The organism is Streptomyces sp. MB09-02B, assembly GCF_033794485.1.
GTDB lineage: Bacteria > Actinomycetota > Actinomycetes > Streptomycetales > Streptomycetaceae > Streptomyces.
Genome location: NZ_JARGEE010000075.1, coordinates 1 through 16,685, shown reverse-complemented (window position 1 = coordinate 16,685; position 16,685 = coordinate 1). Strand labels below are relative to the sequence as shown.

The following is a 16,685-nucleotide window of genomic DNA, read 5'->3' as shown; positions in this document are numbered from 1 at the left end:
CGGAGGCCTACGTCACCTCCAGCTCGAGGATCTTGTCGTCGCCGCCCTCCGGGGAACCCCGTCCGTCCGTCTCGCTGGTCACCAGCCAGAGTTTGTCGCCGCCGGCGGAGACCACTGTGCGGAGCCGGCCGTAGTCGCCCTCCAGGAAGGCCTGGGGCTCGGCGGCGGTCTCGGTGCCGTCGAGGGGGACGCGCCACAGACGCTGGCCGCGCAGGCCCGCCATCCAGACCGAACCCTCCGCTATGGCGATCCCGCTCGGAGAGGCCTCCTCCGTGCTCCACACGGCCACCGGGTCCACATAGCCGGACTCGCCGCCCTCGCCCTCCACCTCCGGCCAGCCGTAGTTCCCACCGGGGCGGATGTGGTTCAGCTCGTCCCAGGTGTTCTGGCCGAACTCCGAGGCGAACAGGCGCTGTTCGGCGTCCCATGCGAGGCCCTGGACGTTGCGGTGGCCGTAGGAGTAGACGACGGAGTCGTCGAAGGGGTTGCCCGGGGCGGGCTGCCCCTCCGGGGTCATACGCAGGATCTTGCCGCCGAGGGACTTCTTGTCCTGGGCCAGCGGACCCTCGTACCGCTCGCCCGTGCTCGCGTACAGCATCCGGTCGGGGCCGAAGGCGAGGCGGCCGCCGTTGTGGTTGGTGCCCTTGGGGATGCCCCGGAGGATGGTGTCGGGCGCGCCGAGCTGTTCACCGGCCGGCTTCTCGGGGTCGTACAGCATCCGCACGATCCGGTTGTCGGACTCCGAGGTGAAGTACGCGTAGATCATGTGGTCGGAGGCGTAGTCCGGGGAGACGGCGATGCCCATGAGGCCGCCCTCGCCCGCCGGGGCGACGCCGGGGACCTCGCCGAGCTCGGTCCGCTTGCCCGTCTTCTCGTCGATTCTGCTGATCGTGGCCTCGTCACGGGAGGAGACGAGGAGGCCGCCCTCGGGGAGGGGTGCGAGGCCCCAGGGGCTGTCGAGGTCCTCGGCGACGGTGCGGACCACCTTCACCGTGCCCTTCGCGGGGGGCGTCTCGTCCGCCGCCTTGCTGGGCGGGGACGAACCGGCACTGCTGCTGCTCGGGGGTGGGCTGCCGGCCGCGTCCGCCTTCTCTCCGTCGTCGGAGGAGCAGCCGGTCGTCACCAGGAGCACGGCTGCGGCCAACGCGGCCGTCACCACTCGACGTTGCACCATCACGATCCCTTCGGCGTGGAACTTCTACTTGTCTTACACCGCGAGTGCCCCACAAGTTCCACCTCCGCCCGAACCAGCGGATCTTTCGCCCGCTGCCGGCCGCGCGGCGGGCCGAAGCCGGTCGCTCCCCCAGGCATACGTCCCTCAGTGCCGCGATCCCTCAGTCCCAGGATCCCCGCGCGGGCGGAAGCCCCGCCACCTCGGCCAGGTCCTCCGGCGTCAGCCGCAGGGCGTGGGCCGCCGCGTTCTCCGTCACCCACCGTGCCTGCTTCGTGCCCGGCACCGGGACGACGTGGGGGCCGAGGGACAGGATCCAGGCGAGGGCGACCTGGGCCGGGGTCACCGTCGCCCCGTGGCGGGCCGCGACCCGGCGCAGGCCGGCGACGAGGGGCTGGTTGGCCGCCATCATCTCGGCGGTGAAGCGGGGGTGGCGGGCACGGAGGTCGTCCCGCTCGAAGCCCCCGCCGGGGGTCAGGGTGCCGGTGAGGAAACCGTTCCCCAGAGGCATGGCGGCGAGAAAGCCGATACCGCGGGCCACGCACCAGGGGAGAAGGGCGTCCAGGGCCTCCCGCGACCAGACCGACAACTCCGCCTGCACCGCGCTCACCGGGAAGATCTGCTGGACCCGCTGGAGCTGGCGGAGCGTGGTGTCGTGCACACCCGCTCCCGGCCGGCGGCCCGCCCGCGCGCCCACCGCGCACAGGCCCAACGCCCGCACCTTCCCGGCCTGGACGAGTTCCGCCATCGCGCCCCACGTCTCCTCCACGGGCACCTCGGGGTCCGCGCGGTGGAGCTGGTAGAGGTCGATGACATCGGTCTGGAGCCGGCGCAGCGAGGCGTCGCAGGCACGCTTCACATAACCGGGGCGACCGTTGGCCACGATGTGCTGCTCGCCCACCAGAAGGCCCACCTTGGTGGAGACGAAGGCCTCCGCGCGGCGCTCCTTCAGCACCCGGCCCACCAGCAGCTCATTGGTGAAGGGGCCGTACATGTCGGCCGTGTCCAGCAGGGTGGTGCCGAGGTCGAGGGCGCGGTGCACCGTCCGCATCGACTCGTCGCCCCGCTGCCGTGACCCGGTGTACGCCCAGCTCATCGGCATGCACCCGAGTCCTACGGCCCCCACCTCGAGCGTCGCCGCGCCGATCGTCCTGCGCTCCACCTGGTCGTGACCCTCCCTCTCCCGAACCCCCAACCTAACCTCTGCCGTAACGGGTACCTGACATAGCCTCCGGAGCATGACTGCTGACGCGACTGCCCAACCGCTCCCGGACGTGACCGCCGACGTGTGGCTCTCCATCCCGCCGGACGAGATCGAGGGGCTCCCGCAGGGCCCCAACTACCTCTTCTGGGACGGGGGCGAGGACGGCACGCAGCCCTATCCGGGCGACCCCGCCGACTGTGTCCTGTACGTCGTCCCCTACATGAAGCGCCGGGCGGTGGCGGGCAACCCGCTGGCATCCATGCGGAACCTGCGGGTCGTCCAGACGCTCACGGCGGGGGTCGACGACATCACGGCGCGGCTGTCGGTGGTCGCTCCCGGTGTCCAGCTGTGCAACGCCCGCGGAGTGCACGAGGCCAGCACGGCCGAACTCGCGCTCACCCTGACCCTCGCCTCGCTGCGCGGAGTACCCGACTTCGTCCGGGCCCAGCAACAGGAGCGCTGGGCGGGCGACTTCCGCCCCGCGCTCGCCGACAAGACCGTGCTGATCGTCGGTTACGGCGCGATCGGCGCCGCCATCGAGGACCGGCTCGTACCCTTCGAGGTGGCGCGGGTGGCGCGCGTCGCGCGCTCTGAGCGCACCACGGCGCGCGGACCGGTGCATTCGTTCACCGAACTGCCCTCCCTGCTTCCGCAGGCGGATGTCGTGATCCTGTCCACGCCTCTCACGGAACAGACGAAAGGCCTGGTCAACGCCGATTTCCTGGCCCATATGAAGAACGGGGCCCTCCTGGTGAATGTTGCCCGCGGAGGCGTCGTCGACACCAAGGCACTGCTGGCGGAACTGGACAACGGCCGCATCACCGCGGCGCTCGACGTCACCGACCCCGAGCCGCTGCCGCCGGGGCACCCGCTCTGGCACGCCCCCGGGGTGCTCATCAGCCCTCACGTCGGCGGCCCCACGTCGGCTTTCCTGCCGCGTGCGAAAAGGCTGTTGGTGGACCAGTTGGGGCGTTTCGTGAACCGGCAGCCACTGCGCAACGTGGTCCTTACGACAGGCGAGACGGACGACGCGTAATCCACTTCGGGCACCCTCCGCATTCCTTCGGAAGCGGAACGTGCTCGTGTTGCCGCAGATGGTCACTGAGCGTAGAGACACTATGTCCCTGAGTGACGAGACTGGTGTATCGTCCCCGACAGGGGCTGCGCCGCGCACCGTTCGGCGCCGGGGACGGACTTGAGACAGCGAGGGGGGCGACGGGCGATGCACGGCCTATGGACGAACGATCCGACGCGGCGGAGCCGACGACGGCGACCCTGGCGAGCTGCGACGCGGAGGCACCCGCACGGGAGCCACGGCGGCCGCGGCGGTCACGGTCAGTACCGCAGGCACAGCAGCCGCAGAAAGCACACCCACCCGACGCAGCGGGACCGGCGGGACACGGGAGCGGCGCTCACCGGGGAGACCCCGTGAGCACCCGCCCGTCCTCCGCCTCCACGCTGGACCCCACGCTCCGGGCCGCCAAGCCGTCGTCCGGGCCGCAGTCGCCCGGCGGGCAGGCGTCCGGCCGCGGCGGGGGGAGCCTACGGGCCCAGCTCGTCCTCGCCCTGCTCTGCGCGGCCTACGCCGTCGGCGCCGCGTTCGGCTGGGGCAACGAGCAAGTCGCCCTCTTCATGGGCGACTTCGGGCTCAGCGCCGCCGCGGCGGCCGCGGCCGTCTCCTGCTTCCGCTACGCGCGCAGCCGCCGCAGCCGCTTTCGACCCGCCTGGCTGCTGTTCGCCCTCTCCTCCGCCATGGCGGCCCTGGGCAACGGCGTCTGGGGCTGGTACGAGGTCGTCCTGGAGCGGCCCGTCCCCGAGCCGAGCTACGCCGACCTGTTCTTCCTCTGCTTCGCGCCACCCGCCATCGTCGGCCTGCTGGTGCTGGCCAAGAGGCCCGTGACCAAGGCCGGCTGGGTCTGCCTCGCCCTGGACTCCTGGCTCATCGGCGGTTCCCTGGTCACCCTCTCCTGGAGCCTCGCGCTCGCCCAGAACGCCCAGCTGGAGGACTCCAACACCGCGCACACCGCGCTCTCGCTGGCCTACCCGCTGCTCGACATCGCGCTGGTCAGCATGGTGCTCGCGCTGCACTTCCGCCGGTCCTCGATGCACCGCTCCGCGGTCAACACGGCGATCGGCGCCCTCGCGCTCACCGTGATGTGCGACGCCCTGTTCACCTCGCCCCTGCTGCACACCAGCTACCAGTCCGGTCAGCTCCTGGACGCCGGCTGGTTCGCGGGCTCCCTGCTCCTCGCCTACGCCCCCTGGGCCGGTCAGCGAGGCGGACAGGCGGACGAGGGCGGGCACGGGCGCGTGGTGCACGAACACATCCCCGGCCAGCGGCCCGACATGCGGGCGACCCACCGCCACGAGGTGCACCCCGGCCACCGCCACGACACTCCTCAGGGAGGGCACGTCCATGTGCTCCTCCAGGGAGGAGGTCACAGTCGGTATCCGGCCAACCGCCCCATCGCCGGATCCCTGGCCGCGCTCACTCCGTACCTGGCCGCGGCCGTCTGCACCCTGGGCATCCTCTACAACGTCCTCAACGGCCGCAGCGTCGACCGCGTGGTGCTCATCACCGCCTGCACCGTCGTGCTCGCCCTCGTCGTCCGCCAGGGCATCATGCTCCTGGACAACATCACCCTCACCCAGGAACTGGCCCACAAGGAGAACCACTTCCGCTCCCTGGTCCAGGGCTCCAGCGACGTCATCATGATCGCCGCACCGAACGGCATCCTCCGCTACGTCAGCCCGGCCGCCGCCGGGGTCTACGGACGTCCCGCGGAGGACCTCGTGGGCAAGGAGCTGGCCTCGATCATCCACCCCGAGGACCTCGGCTGCGTGGTCCACGAGGTGCGCCGCTTCCTCGCAGCAAGCCCCGCCGAGGAGCCCACCACCCGCATCGAGTGCCGTTTCAGGGCCGGCGACGGCGGAGGCTGGCTGAACGTGGAGTCCACGGTCAACCGCCACCACGGCGGCCTTATCTTCAACAGCCGGGACGTGACCGAAAGAGTGCGCCTGCAGGCCCAGCTGCAGCACAACGCCGAGCACGACCCGCTCACCGACCTGCCCAACCGCGCCCTGTTCACCAAGCGTGTCCAGCAGGCGCTCTCCGGCCGCCGCTCCTCCGACCGGGGTGCCGCCCTGCGCAACACGGCGGTCCTCTTCATCGACCTCGACGGCTTCAAGGCCGTCAACGACACCATCGGGCACCAGGCCGGGGACGAACTGCTCGTCCAGGCCGCCCGCAGACTCCAGGACGCCGTCCGGCAGGGGGACACCGCCTCCCGCCTCGGGGGCGACGAGTTCGCGGCCCTGATCGTCGGCGACGGTTCCCGCGACCGCGCCGCCCGGGAGCAGCACATCGTGGAGCTCGCCGACCGCCTCAGGGTCGCCCTCTCGCAGCCGTACACCATCGACGGCAACGACGTCCGGGTGGCCGCCTCCATCGGGGTCTCCTTCGCCGAGCCCGGCCTCGGCGCGGGTGAGCTGCTGCGCAACGCCGACCTCGCCATGTACCGCGCCAAGGCGTCCGGCAAGGGGCGCGTCGAGCTGTACAAGCCACAGATGCAGCAGGACGTCGTACGCAAGGCCGAGCTGGCCACCCGGCTGCGGGCCGCGCTGCACGACGGCGAGTTCATGCTGCTGAACCAGCCCGTGGTGGAGCTGGAGACCGGCCGGATCTCGTCGGTCGCCACGGCGGCCCGCTGGCGCTCGTCCCAGGGGGTGTTGTTCACGCCCGCCGAGTTCCTGCGGGTCTCCGAGGACAGCGACAAGACCGCCGAACTGGGCCGCTGGATGCTGGAGCAGGCCGTCGAGCAGGCCGCCGACCGTCTCAGCAACGGCCTGAACGTACCGGTCTCCGTCCGGATGAGCGCCCGGCGTCTGCTGGACCGCTCACTGCCGCCGGGCTCGGTCGAGGCGCTTCTGACCCGTCACGGACTGCCCTCCGGCTCCCTGGTGGTCGAGCTCTCCGACACCGAGTTGAAGTGCCCGCTCGACGAGCTGGAGCGCCGCCTGCACCATCTGCGGCGACTCGGGGTCCGGATCGCCCTGGACGGCCTCGGCAGTGGTCACGCGGCCATCACGGCGCTGCGCCGGCTCCCCGTCGACGTACTGAAGCTGGACCGGAGCCTCGTCGAGGGCATCGTGGAGTCCACCCGACTGCACAAGATCACCCGGGGGTTGCTGCGCATCGCCGACGACCTGGGGCTCCAGTCCGTCGCCGACGGCGTGGACCTGCCCGAGCAGGTGGTCGTCCTGCGCGCGATGGGCTGCACCCACGGGCAGGGCGCGGCCTTCTCCGGACCGCTGGACGAGTACCGGCTCCGCCGGGCCCTGTCCCTCGGGCACTATCCGGTGCCCGGAGGGTCCGCGGAACCGGCGTTCGCGGGTGGCGCGAGAGAGCCCGAGGGACGTGTCGGGGGTGAGCGGGCATGGCGGGCCGCAGGGGTGTACACAGGTGGTGTACCCGCTGTCTACGGAGGCGGAAGTGCCCATCGCTCACATAATGAGACTCCCGTCCCACCCGCTTGACACGCGGTGCGCGCGAGGGGGAGGGTCAGTGCCATGCGCACCCGAATCCTCGTACTTGGAAAGCGCGTCGGCTGAAGCTGGGACCCACCGGACCACGTTCCGGAATCCCCAGCGACCGTTCCCGGCGCGCTCCCCTCGCTTGCCTCGTGGCAAGGAGGGGTTTTTTGTTGCACGGGCACCAGTCGGCGTTAGCCGCACACCGCACGAACCTCGCAAAACACCCTCAGCATCGAGAAGAGAATGCCGATGACCGAGCAGGCCACCGGGGCCCACCATCCGCAGCCGCGGCCCCGATCCGGAGGACCGACCACCCCCGTCGAGCACGTCACGGGTGCGCAGTCCCTCATCCGCTCTCTCGAGGAGGTCGGGGCCGACACGGTGTTCGGCATTCCCGGCGGCACCATCCTCCCGGCCTATGACCCGATGATGGACTCCCAGCGGGTGCGCCACGTGCTGGTCCGCCACGAGCAGGGCGCCGGCCACGCGGCCACCGGTTACGCGCAGGCCACCGGCAAGGTCGGAGTGTGCATGGCGACATCCGGGCCGGGCGCCACCAACCTGGTCACCCCGATCGCCGACGCGCACATGGACTCCGTGCCGCTGGTCGCGATCACCGGACAGGTCGCGGTCAAGGCGATCGGCACGGACGCCTTCCAGGAGGCGGACATCGTCGGCATCACCATGCCGATCACCAAGCACAGCTTCCTGGTGACCAAGGCGGAGGACATCCCCCGGGCGATCGCGCAGGCGTTCCACATCGCCTCCACCGGCCGCCCGGGACCGGTCCTGGTCGACATCCCCAAGGACGTCCTCCAGGCGAAGACCACCTTCTCCTGGCCGCCCGCCATGGACCTGCCCGGCTACCGGCCCGTCACCAAGCCGCACGCCAAGCAGATCCGCGAGGCCGCCAAGCTGATCACCGCCGCAAAGCGGCCCGTGCTGTACGTCGGCGGCGGTGTCCTCAAGGCGCGGGCCACGGCCGAGCTGAAGGTGCTGGCCGAGCTGACCGGCGCGCCCGTCACCACCACCCTGATGGCGCTCGGCGCGTTCCCCGACAGCCACCCCCAGCACCTGGGCATGCCCGGCATGCACGGCTCGGTGGCCGCCGTCACCGGCCTGCAGAAGGCCGACCTGATCGTCGCCCTCGGCGCGCGCTTCGACGACCGGGTCACCGGCAAGCTGGACAGCTTCGCACCCTTCGCCAAGATCGTCCACGCGGACATCGACCCGGCGGAGATCGGCAAGAACCGCGCCGCCGACGTGCCGATCGTGGGTGACGCCCGCGAGGTCATCGCCGACCTGGTCCAGGCGGTGCAGAAGGAGCACAGCGAGGGCGGACAGGGCGACTACAGCGCCTGGTGGAAGGACCTCAACCGCTGGCGCGAGACCTACCCCCTCGGCTACGACCAGCCGGCCGACGGCTCGCTCTCCCCGCAGGCGGTCATCGAGCGCATCGGTCAGCTCGCCCCCGAGGGCACGATCTTCACGGCGGGCGTCGGCCAGCACCAGATGTGGGCCGCCCACTTCATCCAGTACGAGAAGCCCGCCACCTGGCTGAACTCCGGCGGCGCCGGAACGATGGGGTACGCAGTGCCGGCCGCCATGGGCGCCAAGGCCGGAGCCCCGGACCGGCCCGTCTGGGCGATCGACGGCGACGGCTGCTTCCAGATGACCAACCAGGAACTGACCACCTGCGCCCTGAACAACATCCCGATCAAGGTCGCCATCATCAACAACGGCGCCCTCGGCATGGTCCGCCAGTGGCAGACGCTGTTCTACAACCAGCGCTACTCCAACACCGTCCTGCACAGCGGCCCGGACGACGTGAACCCCAACGCCCGCGGCACCCGCGTCCCCGACTTCGTCAAGCTGTCGGAGGCCATGGGCTGCTACGCCATCCGGTGCGAGTCCCCGGACGACCTCGACAAGGTCATCGAGGAGGCGAACTCGATCAACGACCGTCCGGTCGTCATCGACTTCGTCGTGCACGAGGACGCGATGGTGTGGCCGATGGTCGCCGCCGGCACCTCCAACGACACGATCATGGCCGCCCGGGACGTCCGCCCCGACTTCGGCGACAACGAAGACGACTGAGAGCCGTAGGTAAAGGAACCCGACCATGTCCAAGCACACGCTCTCCGTCCTGGTGGAGAACACCCCCGGCATCCTGGCCCGGATCGCCGCCCTGTTCTCCCGCCGCGGCTTCAACATCGACTCGCTCGCGGTCGGTGTCACCGAGCACCCCGAGATCTCCCGGATCACCATCGTGGTGACGGTGGTCGACGAACTGCCGCTGGAGCAGGTGACGAAGCAGCTCAACAAGCTCGTCAACGTCCTGAAGATCGTCGAACTGGAGCCGGGCTCGGCCGTTCAGCGGGAACTCGTTCTGGTGAAGGTGCGCGCCGACAACGAGACGCGCTCCCAGATCGTCGAGATCGTCCAGCTGTTCCGCGCCAAGACCGTCGACGTCTCCCCGGAGGCCGTCACCATCGAGGCCACCGGGTCCAGCGACAAGCTGACCGCCATGCTCAAGATGCTGGAGCCGTTCGGCATCAAGGAGCTGGTCCAGTCCGGCACGATCGCGATCGGCCGCGGTGCCCGTTCGATCACGGACCGCTCGCTGCGCGCCCTGGACCGATCGGCCTGACGCACGATACGGGCGGCCGACGACCCGCGGCCGCCCGTATGCCGAGACCCGCAGACCTTCATTCCGCCCGCCGTCATACGGTGGGACGCAACACCTGCACTCAAGGAGAGAACCCAAAGTGGCCGAGCTGTTCTACGACGCCGACGCCGACCTGTCCATCATCCAGGGCCGCAAGGTCGCGGTCATCGGTTACGGCAGCCAGGGCCACGCCCACGCGCTGTCCCTGCGCGACTCGGGCGCGGACGTCCGCGTCGGTCTGCACGAGGGCTCCAAGTCCAAGGCGAAGGCCGAGGAGCAGGGCCTGCGTGTGGTGACTCCGTCGGAGGCCGCCGCCGAGGCCGACGTCATCATGATCCTCGTGCCGGACCCGATCCAGGCCCAGGTCTACGAGGACCACATCAAGGACAACCTGAACGACGGTGACGCGCTGTTCTTCGGTCACGGCCTGAACATCCGCTTCGGCTTCATCAAGCCCCCGGCCGGCGTCGACGTCTGCATGGTCGCCCCCAAGGGCCCCGGCCACCTGGTCCGCCGCCAGTACGAGGAGGGCCGCGGCGTTCCGTGTATCGCCGCCGTCGAACAGGACGCCACGGGCAACGCCTTCGCGCTGGCCCTGTCGTACGCCAAGGGCATCGGCGGCACCCGCGCCGGCGTCATCAAGACCACCTTCACCGAGGAGACCGAGACCGACCTCTTCGGTGAGCAGGCGGTTCTCTGCGGTGGTACGGCCGCGCTGGTGAAGGCGGGCTTCGAGACGCTGACCGAGGCCGGTTACCAGCCGGAGATCGCGTACTTCGAGTGCCTGCACGAGCTGAAGCTGATCGTCGACCTCATGTACGAGGGCGGCCTGGAGAAGATGCGCTGGTCGATCTCCGAGACCGCCGAGTGGGGCGACTACGTCACCGGCCCCCGCATCATCACAGACGCCACCAAGGCCGAGATGAAGAAGATCCTCGCCGAGATCCAGGACGGCACCTTCGCCCAGCAGTGGATGGACGAGTACCACGGCGGTCTGAAGAAGTACAACGAGTACAAGACCCAGGACTCCGAGCACCTGCTGGAGACCACGGGCAAGGAGCTGCGCAAGCTCATGAGCTGGGTCAACGACGAAGAGGCGTGATCCGCGGGGCCGGTCGCGGCGGGGTCACCCGGTGCCGCGACCGGCCTCGTCCGCACGTCCGGGTGACCTTTCCGCGGTGGCGTGGGACGACGCCCCCGGCGCCACTACACTGCTGCACTACATACGCGTCAGGCCCACAGCGTCGTGCGTCTTCCACGCGGCCAAGCGACACCGGGGAATTCCGGGTGTCACTCCCCTCCACCGCCTGCGGCCGTCGGGACGGCCGTCCGCAGCACTGGACTTGTGAGGACTCACGTGAGCTCGAAACCAGTCGTACTGATCGCTGAAGAGCTGTCGCCCGCCACCGTCGACGCGCTGGGCCCGGACTTCGAGATCCGGAACGTCAACGGAGCGGACCGAGCCGAACTGCTCCCGGCCATCGCCGACGTCGACGCGATCCTGATCCGCTCGGCCACCAAGGTCGATGCCGAGGCGATCGCCGCCGCGAAGAAGCTGAAGGTCGTCGCGCGCGCCGGCGTCGGCCTGGACAACGTGGACGTCTCCGCCGCCACCAAGGCCGGCGTGATGGTCGTCAACGCCCCCACCTCGAACATCGTGACCGCCGCCGAGCTGGCCTGCGGTCTGCTCCTCGCCACCGCCCGCCACATCCCGCAGGCGAACACGGCGCTGAAGAACGGCGAGTGGAAGCGCAGCAAGTACACGGGCGTGGAGCTGGCCGAGAAGACCCTCGGTGTCGTCGGCCTCGGCCGCATCGGCGCCCTGGTGGCCCAGCGCATGTCCGCCTTCGGCATGAAGGTCGTCGCCTACGACCCCTACGTGCAGCCCGCGCGCGCCGCGCAGATGGGCGTCAAGGTCCTGTCGCTGGACGAGCTGCTCGAGGTCTCCGACTTCATCACCGTCCACCTGCCGAAGACCCCCGAGACGGTCGGCCTGATCGGCGCCGAGGCGCTGCAGAAGGTCAAGCCCTCGGTGCGCATCGTCAACGCCGCGCGCGGCGGGATCGTCGACGAGGCCGCGCTGTACTCGGCGCTCAAGGAGGGCCGCGTCGCCGGCGCGGGCCTCGATGTGTACGCCAAGGAGCCCTGCACCGACTCGCCGCTGTTCGAGCTGGACGAGGTCGTCTGCACCCCGCACCTCGGTGCCTCCACCGACGAGGCGCAGGAGAAGGCCGGCATCGCGGTGGCGCGGTCCGTGCGGCTCGCCCTCGCCGGTGAGCTGGTCCCGGACGCGGTGAACGTCCAGGGCGGTGTCATCGCCGAGGACGTCAAGCCGGGTCTGCCGCTCGCCGAGCGGCTCGGCCGGATCTTCACCGCGCTCGCCGGTGAGGTCGCGGTCCGCCTCGACGTCGAGGTGTACGGCGAGATCACCCAGCACGACGTGAAGGTGCTGGAGCTGTCCGCGCTCAAGGGTGTCTTCGAGGACGTCGTCGACGAGACGGTGTCGTACGTCAACGCTCCGCTGTTCGCGCAGGAGCGCGGCGTCGAGGTGCGGCTGACGACCTCGTCCGAGTCGCCGGACCACCGCAATGTCGTCACCGTGCGCGGGACGCTCGGCAGCGGCGAGGAGGTGTCGGTGTCCGGGACGCTGGCCGGGCCGAAGCACCACCAGAAGATCGTCGCGGTCGGTGAGTACGACGTGGACCTCGCGCTCGCCGACCACATGGTCGTCCTCAACTACGTCGACCGGCCCGGTGTCGTCGGCACGGTGGGGCGTGTCTTCGGTGAGGCCGGTATCAACATCGCCGGGATGCAGGTCGCGCGTTCCACGGCGGGGGGCGAGGCGCTGGCGGTGCTGACGGTGGACGACACGGTTCCGCCGGCGGTGCTGGCGGAGGTCGCGGAGGAGATCGGGGCGACGTCGGCGCGGTCGGTCAACCTGGTCTGAGGTTGCTGTTTCGTGGGAGGCGGGGTCTGGTCACCTGTGGGTGACCGGCCCCGCCTTTTGCGCCCCCGCCGCCTCTACCCGTCCCATCCTGAAGGGGCTGCGCCCCTTTGACCCCCAGGCGTCCGTCCGGTGGGGGCTGGTCGCGCAGTTCCCCGCGCCCCTGAAAAGCACGGGGCGCAGCCCCTGCTTTTCAGGCCCGCAGGGGCCTGTGTCTTTCAGGGGTGCGGGGAACTGCGCGAGAAGCCCCCACCGGGCCGCACCCGACAACGAACCGCACCCCGGGACGCGTCCCCGGGCGTGTCAGGATGGCGGCGTGGCTCAGAGCATCGTTCACGCGCCGTTCGTCGGGCGGGACACCGAGATGGCCCGGCTGCGGGACGTGTTGGACCGGGCCGGTGGCGGGGAGCCCCGGGCCGTGCTGGTCGCGGGGGACGCGGGGGTCGGGAAGAGCCGGACCCTGGCGGAGGCCGCGGCGTACGCGGCGCGCAACGGCACCGTCGTCTTCACCGGCCACTGTGTCGATCTCGGCGACGTCGGTCTGCCCTATCTGCCGTTCACCGAGATCCTCGGTGCCCTCGCCGCGGACGAGCGGTTCGCGCCGCTCCTGCAGGCGCACCCGGCGACCGGACGCCTCCTCGGCGGCGGAGCGGACGGTGGTGACCGGCTGCAGCTCTTCGAGGGCATCGCGGCGCTGCTGACGGACCTCGCCGGCTCGACGCCCGTCCTGCTCGTGCTGGAGGACCTGCACTGGGCCGACCAGTCCTCGCGGGACCTGCTGCGTTTCCTGCTCAGCCGGGCCGTGCTCCAGCGGCCCACCCCCGGTGCCCCGGCCCACCGGCTCGCCGTCTTCGCCTCGTACCGCGCGGACGATCTGCACCGGCGCCACCCACTGCGCCCGCTGCTGGCCGAGCTGGTGCGGCTGCCCGCCGTGGAACGGCTGGAGCTGAGGCCGATGCCCGACACGGAGATGGCCCGGCTGGTGCGCTCGCTGCGTACCGAGCCGCTGCCCGAGGCCACCGTGGGCCGGATCGTCGAGCGGGCGGAGGGCAACGCGTTCTACGCGGAGGAGCTGCTGGCCGCGACGGCGGACGAGCCCGGCGCGGTGCTGCCCAGCGGGCTGGCCGACGTCCTGCTGATCCGGATCGAGCAACTGCCCGGCGCCGCCCAGCAGGTGCTGCGCACGGCGGCGGTCGCGGGCCGCAGGGTCGAGCACGAACTGCTGCGGGACGCCGTCCAACTCCCCGACGACGAGCTGGAGTCGGCGCTGCGCGAGGCGGTCGGCCGGCAACTGCTGCTGCCGGGCGAGGGATCGACGTACGAGTTCCGGCACGCCCTCACCCGGGAGGCCGTCTACGCGGATCTGCTGCCGGGCGAACGGGTCCGGCTGCACGGGGTGTTCGCCAAGCTGCTGGCCCGCCGGGGGAGGGCGGGGGAGAGCGCCGAGCGCGCCCACCACTCGCGCGAGAGCCATGACCTCGCCGACGCGCTGGCGGCGTCCGTCGAGGCCGCCGACCACGCGCACGGCATCGGGGCGCCCGCCGAGGAACTGCGGCAGCTGGAGGGCGCGCTCGATCTGTGGTCGTCCGTGGACGCCGGGGCCCGGCCCCGGGACCTGGACGCGGTGACCCTGACCCTGCGTGCCTCGGCCGCCGCCGCGCGGGCCGGGGAGAACCACCGTGCCGTCTCCCTCTCCCGCTCGGCGCTCGCCGGAGCGGGACCGGACGCGGACTCCGAGCTGGCCGCCCGGGTGCGCTACACGCTCGCCGGTGACCTGATGCGCGTGGACCATCTGGAGGCCGCGTTCCGGTACAGCAGCGAGGCGCTGGCGATGATCCCCGCCGAGCCGCCGTCCCGTACCTGGGTGTGGGCGGCGGCCACGCATGTGATGGCGGCGCGGTACGTCGGGGAGGACGACGAGGCGGCGCGGGTGGCGGGGGAGGCGCTGGGCGTGGCCGAGCGGCTCGAACTGGTCGACGCCCAGGCGGATCTGATCATCTCCGTGGTGGGTCTGGAGCCCCGGCGCAACCGGCGTACGCCGGAGGGCCGGGCACGGCTGCGTGACGCCAGCGAGCTGGCCCGGCGCGCGGGCAACGTCCCGGTGGAGATGCGTGCCCTGTTCAACCTCGCCGTCGGCTGTTTCGAGTCCGGCGACCTCGACGACTGCCTCGCCTGGCTCTCCGAGGGGCTCGACCGGGCGGGCCGCGCCGGCCTGCTCTCCTCCCCGTACCCGGTGGAGATGCGGTACCTCCACTCCCTCTGCCTCTACACGCTGGGCCGCTGGGACGAGTGCGTCCGCTCGGCAGCCGACGCCGACCGGCTGCCCGCGGACGCCGGCTACGCGGTGGGTCCCGCCCTGTACGTGGCCCTCGCCCGGGGCGACGAGAGCGCCGTCGACCGGGCGCGGGCGCTCCTGGAGGGGCCGTACGACTTCATGGCGGCCCTCGTCGCGGGCATCACCCTCACGGAGGCGGCCGTCCTGCGGCGCGATGCCGAGGCCGTGGTCGCGCAGTTCCGTACGAGTGTCGCCGTCCTCACCGAGCAGGCGGGGGTCCGGCCCGACGCGACCGTCCGGTTCGCCGCGCTCGCGCTCGGGGCGATCGCGGACGCGGTGGCGGACCGGAGGTCGGCCGGGGACGAGGAGGCGGTGCGGCGCTGGGCCGCCACAGGTGAGGAACTGGTGGTGGCCGCGCGGATCACCGCCGCCGAGGGGGAGGACGGGGGCCGGCAGGGCCCGGAGGGGCTGGCCTGGCTGGCTCGGGCCGAGGCGGAGTGGACGCGCGTACGGACCGGGCCCGATGTGGAGGCCTGGCGCGCGGTGGTCGACGCGTTCGCGTTCGGTGATCCGTACGAGCGGGCGCGGTGCCGGCTGCGGCTGGCGGAGGCCCTGCTGGCGGCGGGGGAGCGGGAGGAGGCGGCGGCCGAGGCCCGGGCGGTGGGGGAGACCGCCGACCGGCTGGGCACCGTCCCGCTGCGCTCCGCCCTGGACGCGCTGGTCCGGCGGGGGCGGTTGGGCGAGGCCCCGGGGGAAGGGGACGTGCCCGCGCTCACGGCGCGGGAGGGCGATGTCCTGCGGCTGCTCGCGCGCGGCCGGACCAACCGGCAGATCGGCGAGGAGCTGTTCATCACCGGGAAGACGGCGAGTGTCCATGTGTCCAACATCCTGGCCAAGCTGGGGGCGACGAGCCGCACGGAGGCGGTGGCCATCGCCTACCGGCAGGGGCTGATCACGACCGGCACGCCGACCTGATCGTAGGGCCGGGGTGGAAGCGTCTAGGCCACGGTGGCCCGGGCCGGTACGAGTCTTCCGGCGCGCATCTCGACCGCGCGGTTCGCGAAGTGGCGTACGACCGCGCGGTCGTGGCAGATGAAGAGGTACCCGAGGTTCAGCTCGTCCTGGAGGTCGGCCAGCAGGTTGAGGACGCCGGCCCGGATGGAGGGGTCCAGGGCGGACACCGGCTCGTCGAGGACCAGCAGACGCGGCTCGGACGCCAACGCCCGCGCGATACCGACCCGTTGGCACTGACCGCCGGACAACTCGTGCGGGAAGCGGTCGCCGAGGGCCGGGTTCAGGCCCACCCGGTCCAGGAGCGCGGCGACCCGGGCGGGGCCCGTGGCGTCCCAGCGGCCCTGGACGCGCAGGGGTTCCGCCACCGCCTCCCGGACGCGGTGGCGCGGGCTGAGCGAGCCGTACGGATCCTGGAAGACCGGCTGCATACGGGGCCGGAGCGGGCGCAGCTCGCGCTCGGTGAGCGACGTCAACTCCCGTCCCTCGAAGCGGACCTCGCCGTCGTCCGGGCGGCGCAGGAGGAGCACGGCGGCAACCGTGGAGGACTTTCCGCAGCCGGACGGGCCGTTGAGTGCCAGGGTCTCGCCCGCCTCCACCGTGAAGGACACCCGGTCGACGGCCGTGACCTGCCCGTAGCGGACGACCAGGTCGCGCACGTCGAGCAGGGGGGCGTTCGGGTTCACGCGCGCTCCAGGAACAACTCGGTAGCGGGGTGCGGGACTTCGTCCCAGCGGTGGCAGGAGACCTCATGGCCGGGGGCGGCCGTCCACGGCTGCGGTTCCTCGCGGCGGCAGCGGTCCTCGGCGAGGGGGCAGCGCGGCGCGAAGGCGCAGCCCGGCGGGAGGGCTTCGGGCGTCGGCGGGGAGCCGGGTACGG

General features: G+C 71.6%; 11 protein-coding genes. 7 read left to right on the top strand and 4 right to left on the bottom strand.

All coding sequences use genetic code 11. From position 1 onward, the window contains the following. Window positions 1-7 precede the first annotated feature (7 nt). Window positions 8-1,174, bottom strand: a complete 1,167-nt coding sequence (locus P1P70_RS13735; RefSeq protein ID WP_319237116.1) for a PQQ-dependent sugar dehydrogenase — start codon at window positions 1,172-1,174, stop codon at window positions 8-10. Window positions 1,175-1,334: 160 nt separating this feature from the next. After that, window positions 1,335-2,333 carry an aldo/keto reductase gene (locus P1P70_RS13730; protein WP_319237115.1) on the bottom strand — a complete coding sequence of 333 codons (999 nt, stop codon included), beginning with the start codon at window positions 2,331-2,333 and terminating at the stop codon, window positions 1,335-1,337. A 76-nt stretch (window positions 2,334-2,409) separates the two neighbouring features. Between P1P70_RS13730 and P1P70_RS13725 the strand changes: the two genes are divergently transcribed. From P1P70_RS13725 to P1P70_RS13695, 7 genes are all read left to right on the top strand, one after another. Continuing rightward, window positions 2,410-3,411 carry a 2-hydroxyacid dehydrogenase gene (locus tag P1P70_RS13725; RefSeq protein ID WP_319237114.1) on the top strand — a complete coding sequence of 334 codons (1,002 nt, stop codon included), beginning with the start codon at window positions 2,410-2,412 and terminating at the stop codon, window positions 3,409-3,411. A gap of 392 nt (window positions 3,412-3,803) precedes the next feature. Next, on the top strand, window positions 3,804-6,911 hold the full coding sequence (locus tag P1P70_RS13720) for a putative bifunctional diguanylate cyclase/phosphodiesterase (RefSeq protein WP_319237113.1): 3,108 nt from the start codon (window positions 3,804-3,806) through the stop codon (window positions 6,909-6,911). A gap of 246 nt (window positions 6,912-7,157) precedes the next feature. Then, a complete protein-coding gene (locus P1P70_RS13715; RefSeq protein WP_319237112.1) occupies window positions 7,158-9,005 on the top strand; it encodes an acetolactate synthase large subunit in 1,848 nt (615 codons plus the stop codon). 25 nt (window positions 9,006-9,030) lie between these two features. After that, window positions 9,031-9,558 (top strand): acetolactate synthase small subunit, encoded by a 528-nt coding sequence (gene ilvN, locus P1P70_RS13710; protein WP_319237111.1) that lies wholly within the window; start codon window positions 9,031-9,033, stop codon window positions 9,556-9,558. A gap of 118 nt (window positions 9,559-9,676) precedes the next feature. Further along, on the top strand, window positions 9,677-10,678 hold the full coding sequence (gene ilvC, locus P1P70_RS13705; protein WP_319237110.1) for a ketol-acid reductoisomerase: 1,002 nt from the start codon (window positions 9,677-9,679) through the stop codon (window positions 10,676-10,678). Between the two features lie 255 nt (window positions 10,679-10,933). Further along, entirely contained in the window at window positions 10,934-12,523 is a 1,590-nt protein-coding gene (gene serA, locus P1P70_RS13700) for a phosphoglycerate dehydrogenase (RefSeq protein ID WP_319237109.1), read from the top strand. A gap of 313 nt (window positions 12,524-12,836) precedes the next feature. Next, on the top strand, window positions 12,837-15,770 hold the full coding sequence (locus P1P70_RS13695; RefSeq protein WP_319237108.1) for a helix-turn-helix transcriptional regulator: 2,934 nt from the start codon (window positions 12,837-12,839) through the stop codon (window positions 15,768-15,770). 23 nt (window positions 15,771-15,793) lie between these two features. On the opposite strand, the gene P1P70_RS13690 is transcribed toward P1P70_RS13695, so the two are convergent. Both P1P70_RS13690 and P1P70_RS13685 read right to left on the bottom strand, forming a co-directional pair. Next, entirely contained in the window at window positions 15,794-16,492 is a 699-nt protein-coding gene (locus P1P70_RS13690; protein ID WP_319237107.1) for a dipeptide/oligopeptide/nickel ABC transporter ATP-binding protein, read from the bottom strand. Then, on the bottom strand, window positions 16,489-16,685 hold a 197-nt coding region (locus tag P1P70_RS13685; RefSeq protein WP_319237106.1), incomplete at its 5' end, for an oligopeptide/dipeptide ABC transporter ATP-binding protein. The genes P1P70_RS13690 and P1P70_RS13685, both read right to left, overlap by 4 nt.

Bases quoted from the DNA above. Each gene is read 5' to 3' on its own strand.
- P1P70_RS13725 (WP_319237114.1), top strand. From the start codon at position 2,410: ATGACTGCTGACGCGACTGCCCAACCGCTCCCGGACGTGACCGCCGAC.
- P1P70_RS13735 (WP_319237116.1), bottom strand. From the start codon at position 1,174: ATGGTGCAACGTCGAGTGGTGACGGCCGCGTTGGCCGCAGCCGTGCTC.
- ilvN (WP_319237111.1), top strand. From the start codon at position 9,031: ATGTCCAAGCACACGCTCTCCGTCCTGGTGGAGAACACCCCCGGCATC.
- P1P70_RS13715 (WP_319237112.1), top strand. From the start codon at position 7,158: ATGACCGAGCAGGCCACCGGGGCCCACCATCCGCAGCCGCGGCCCCGA.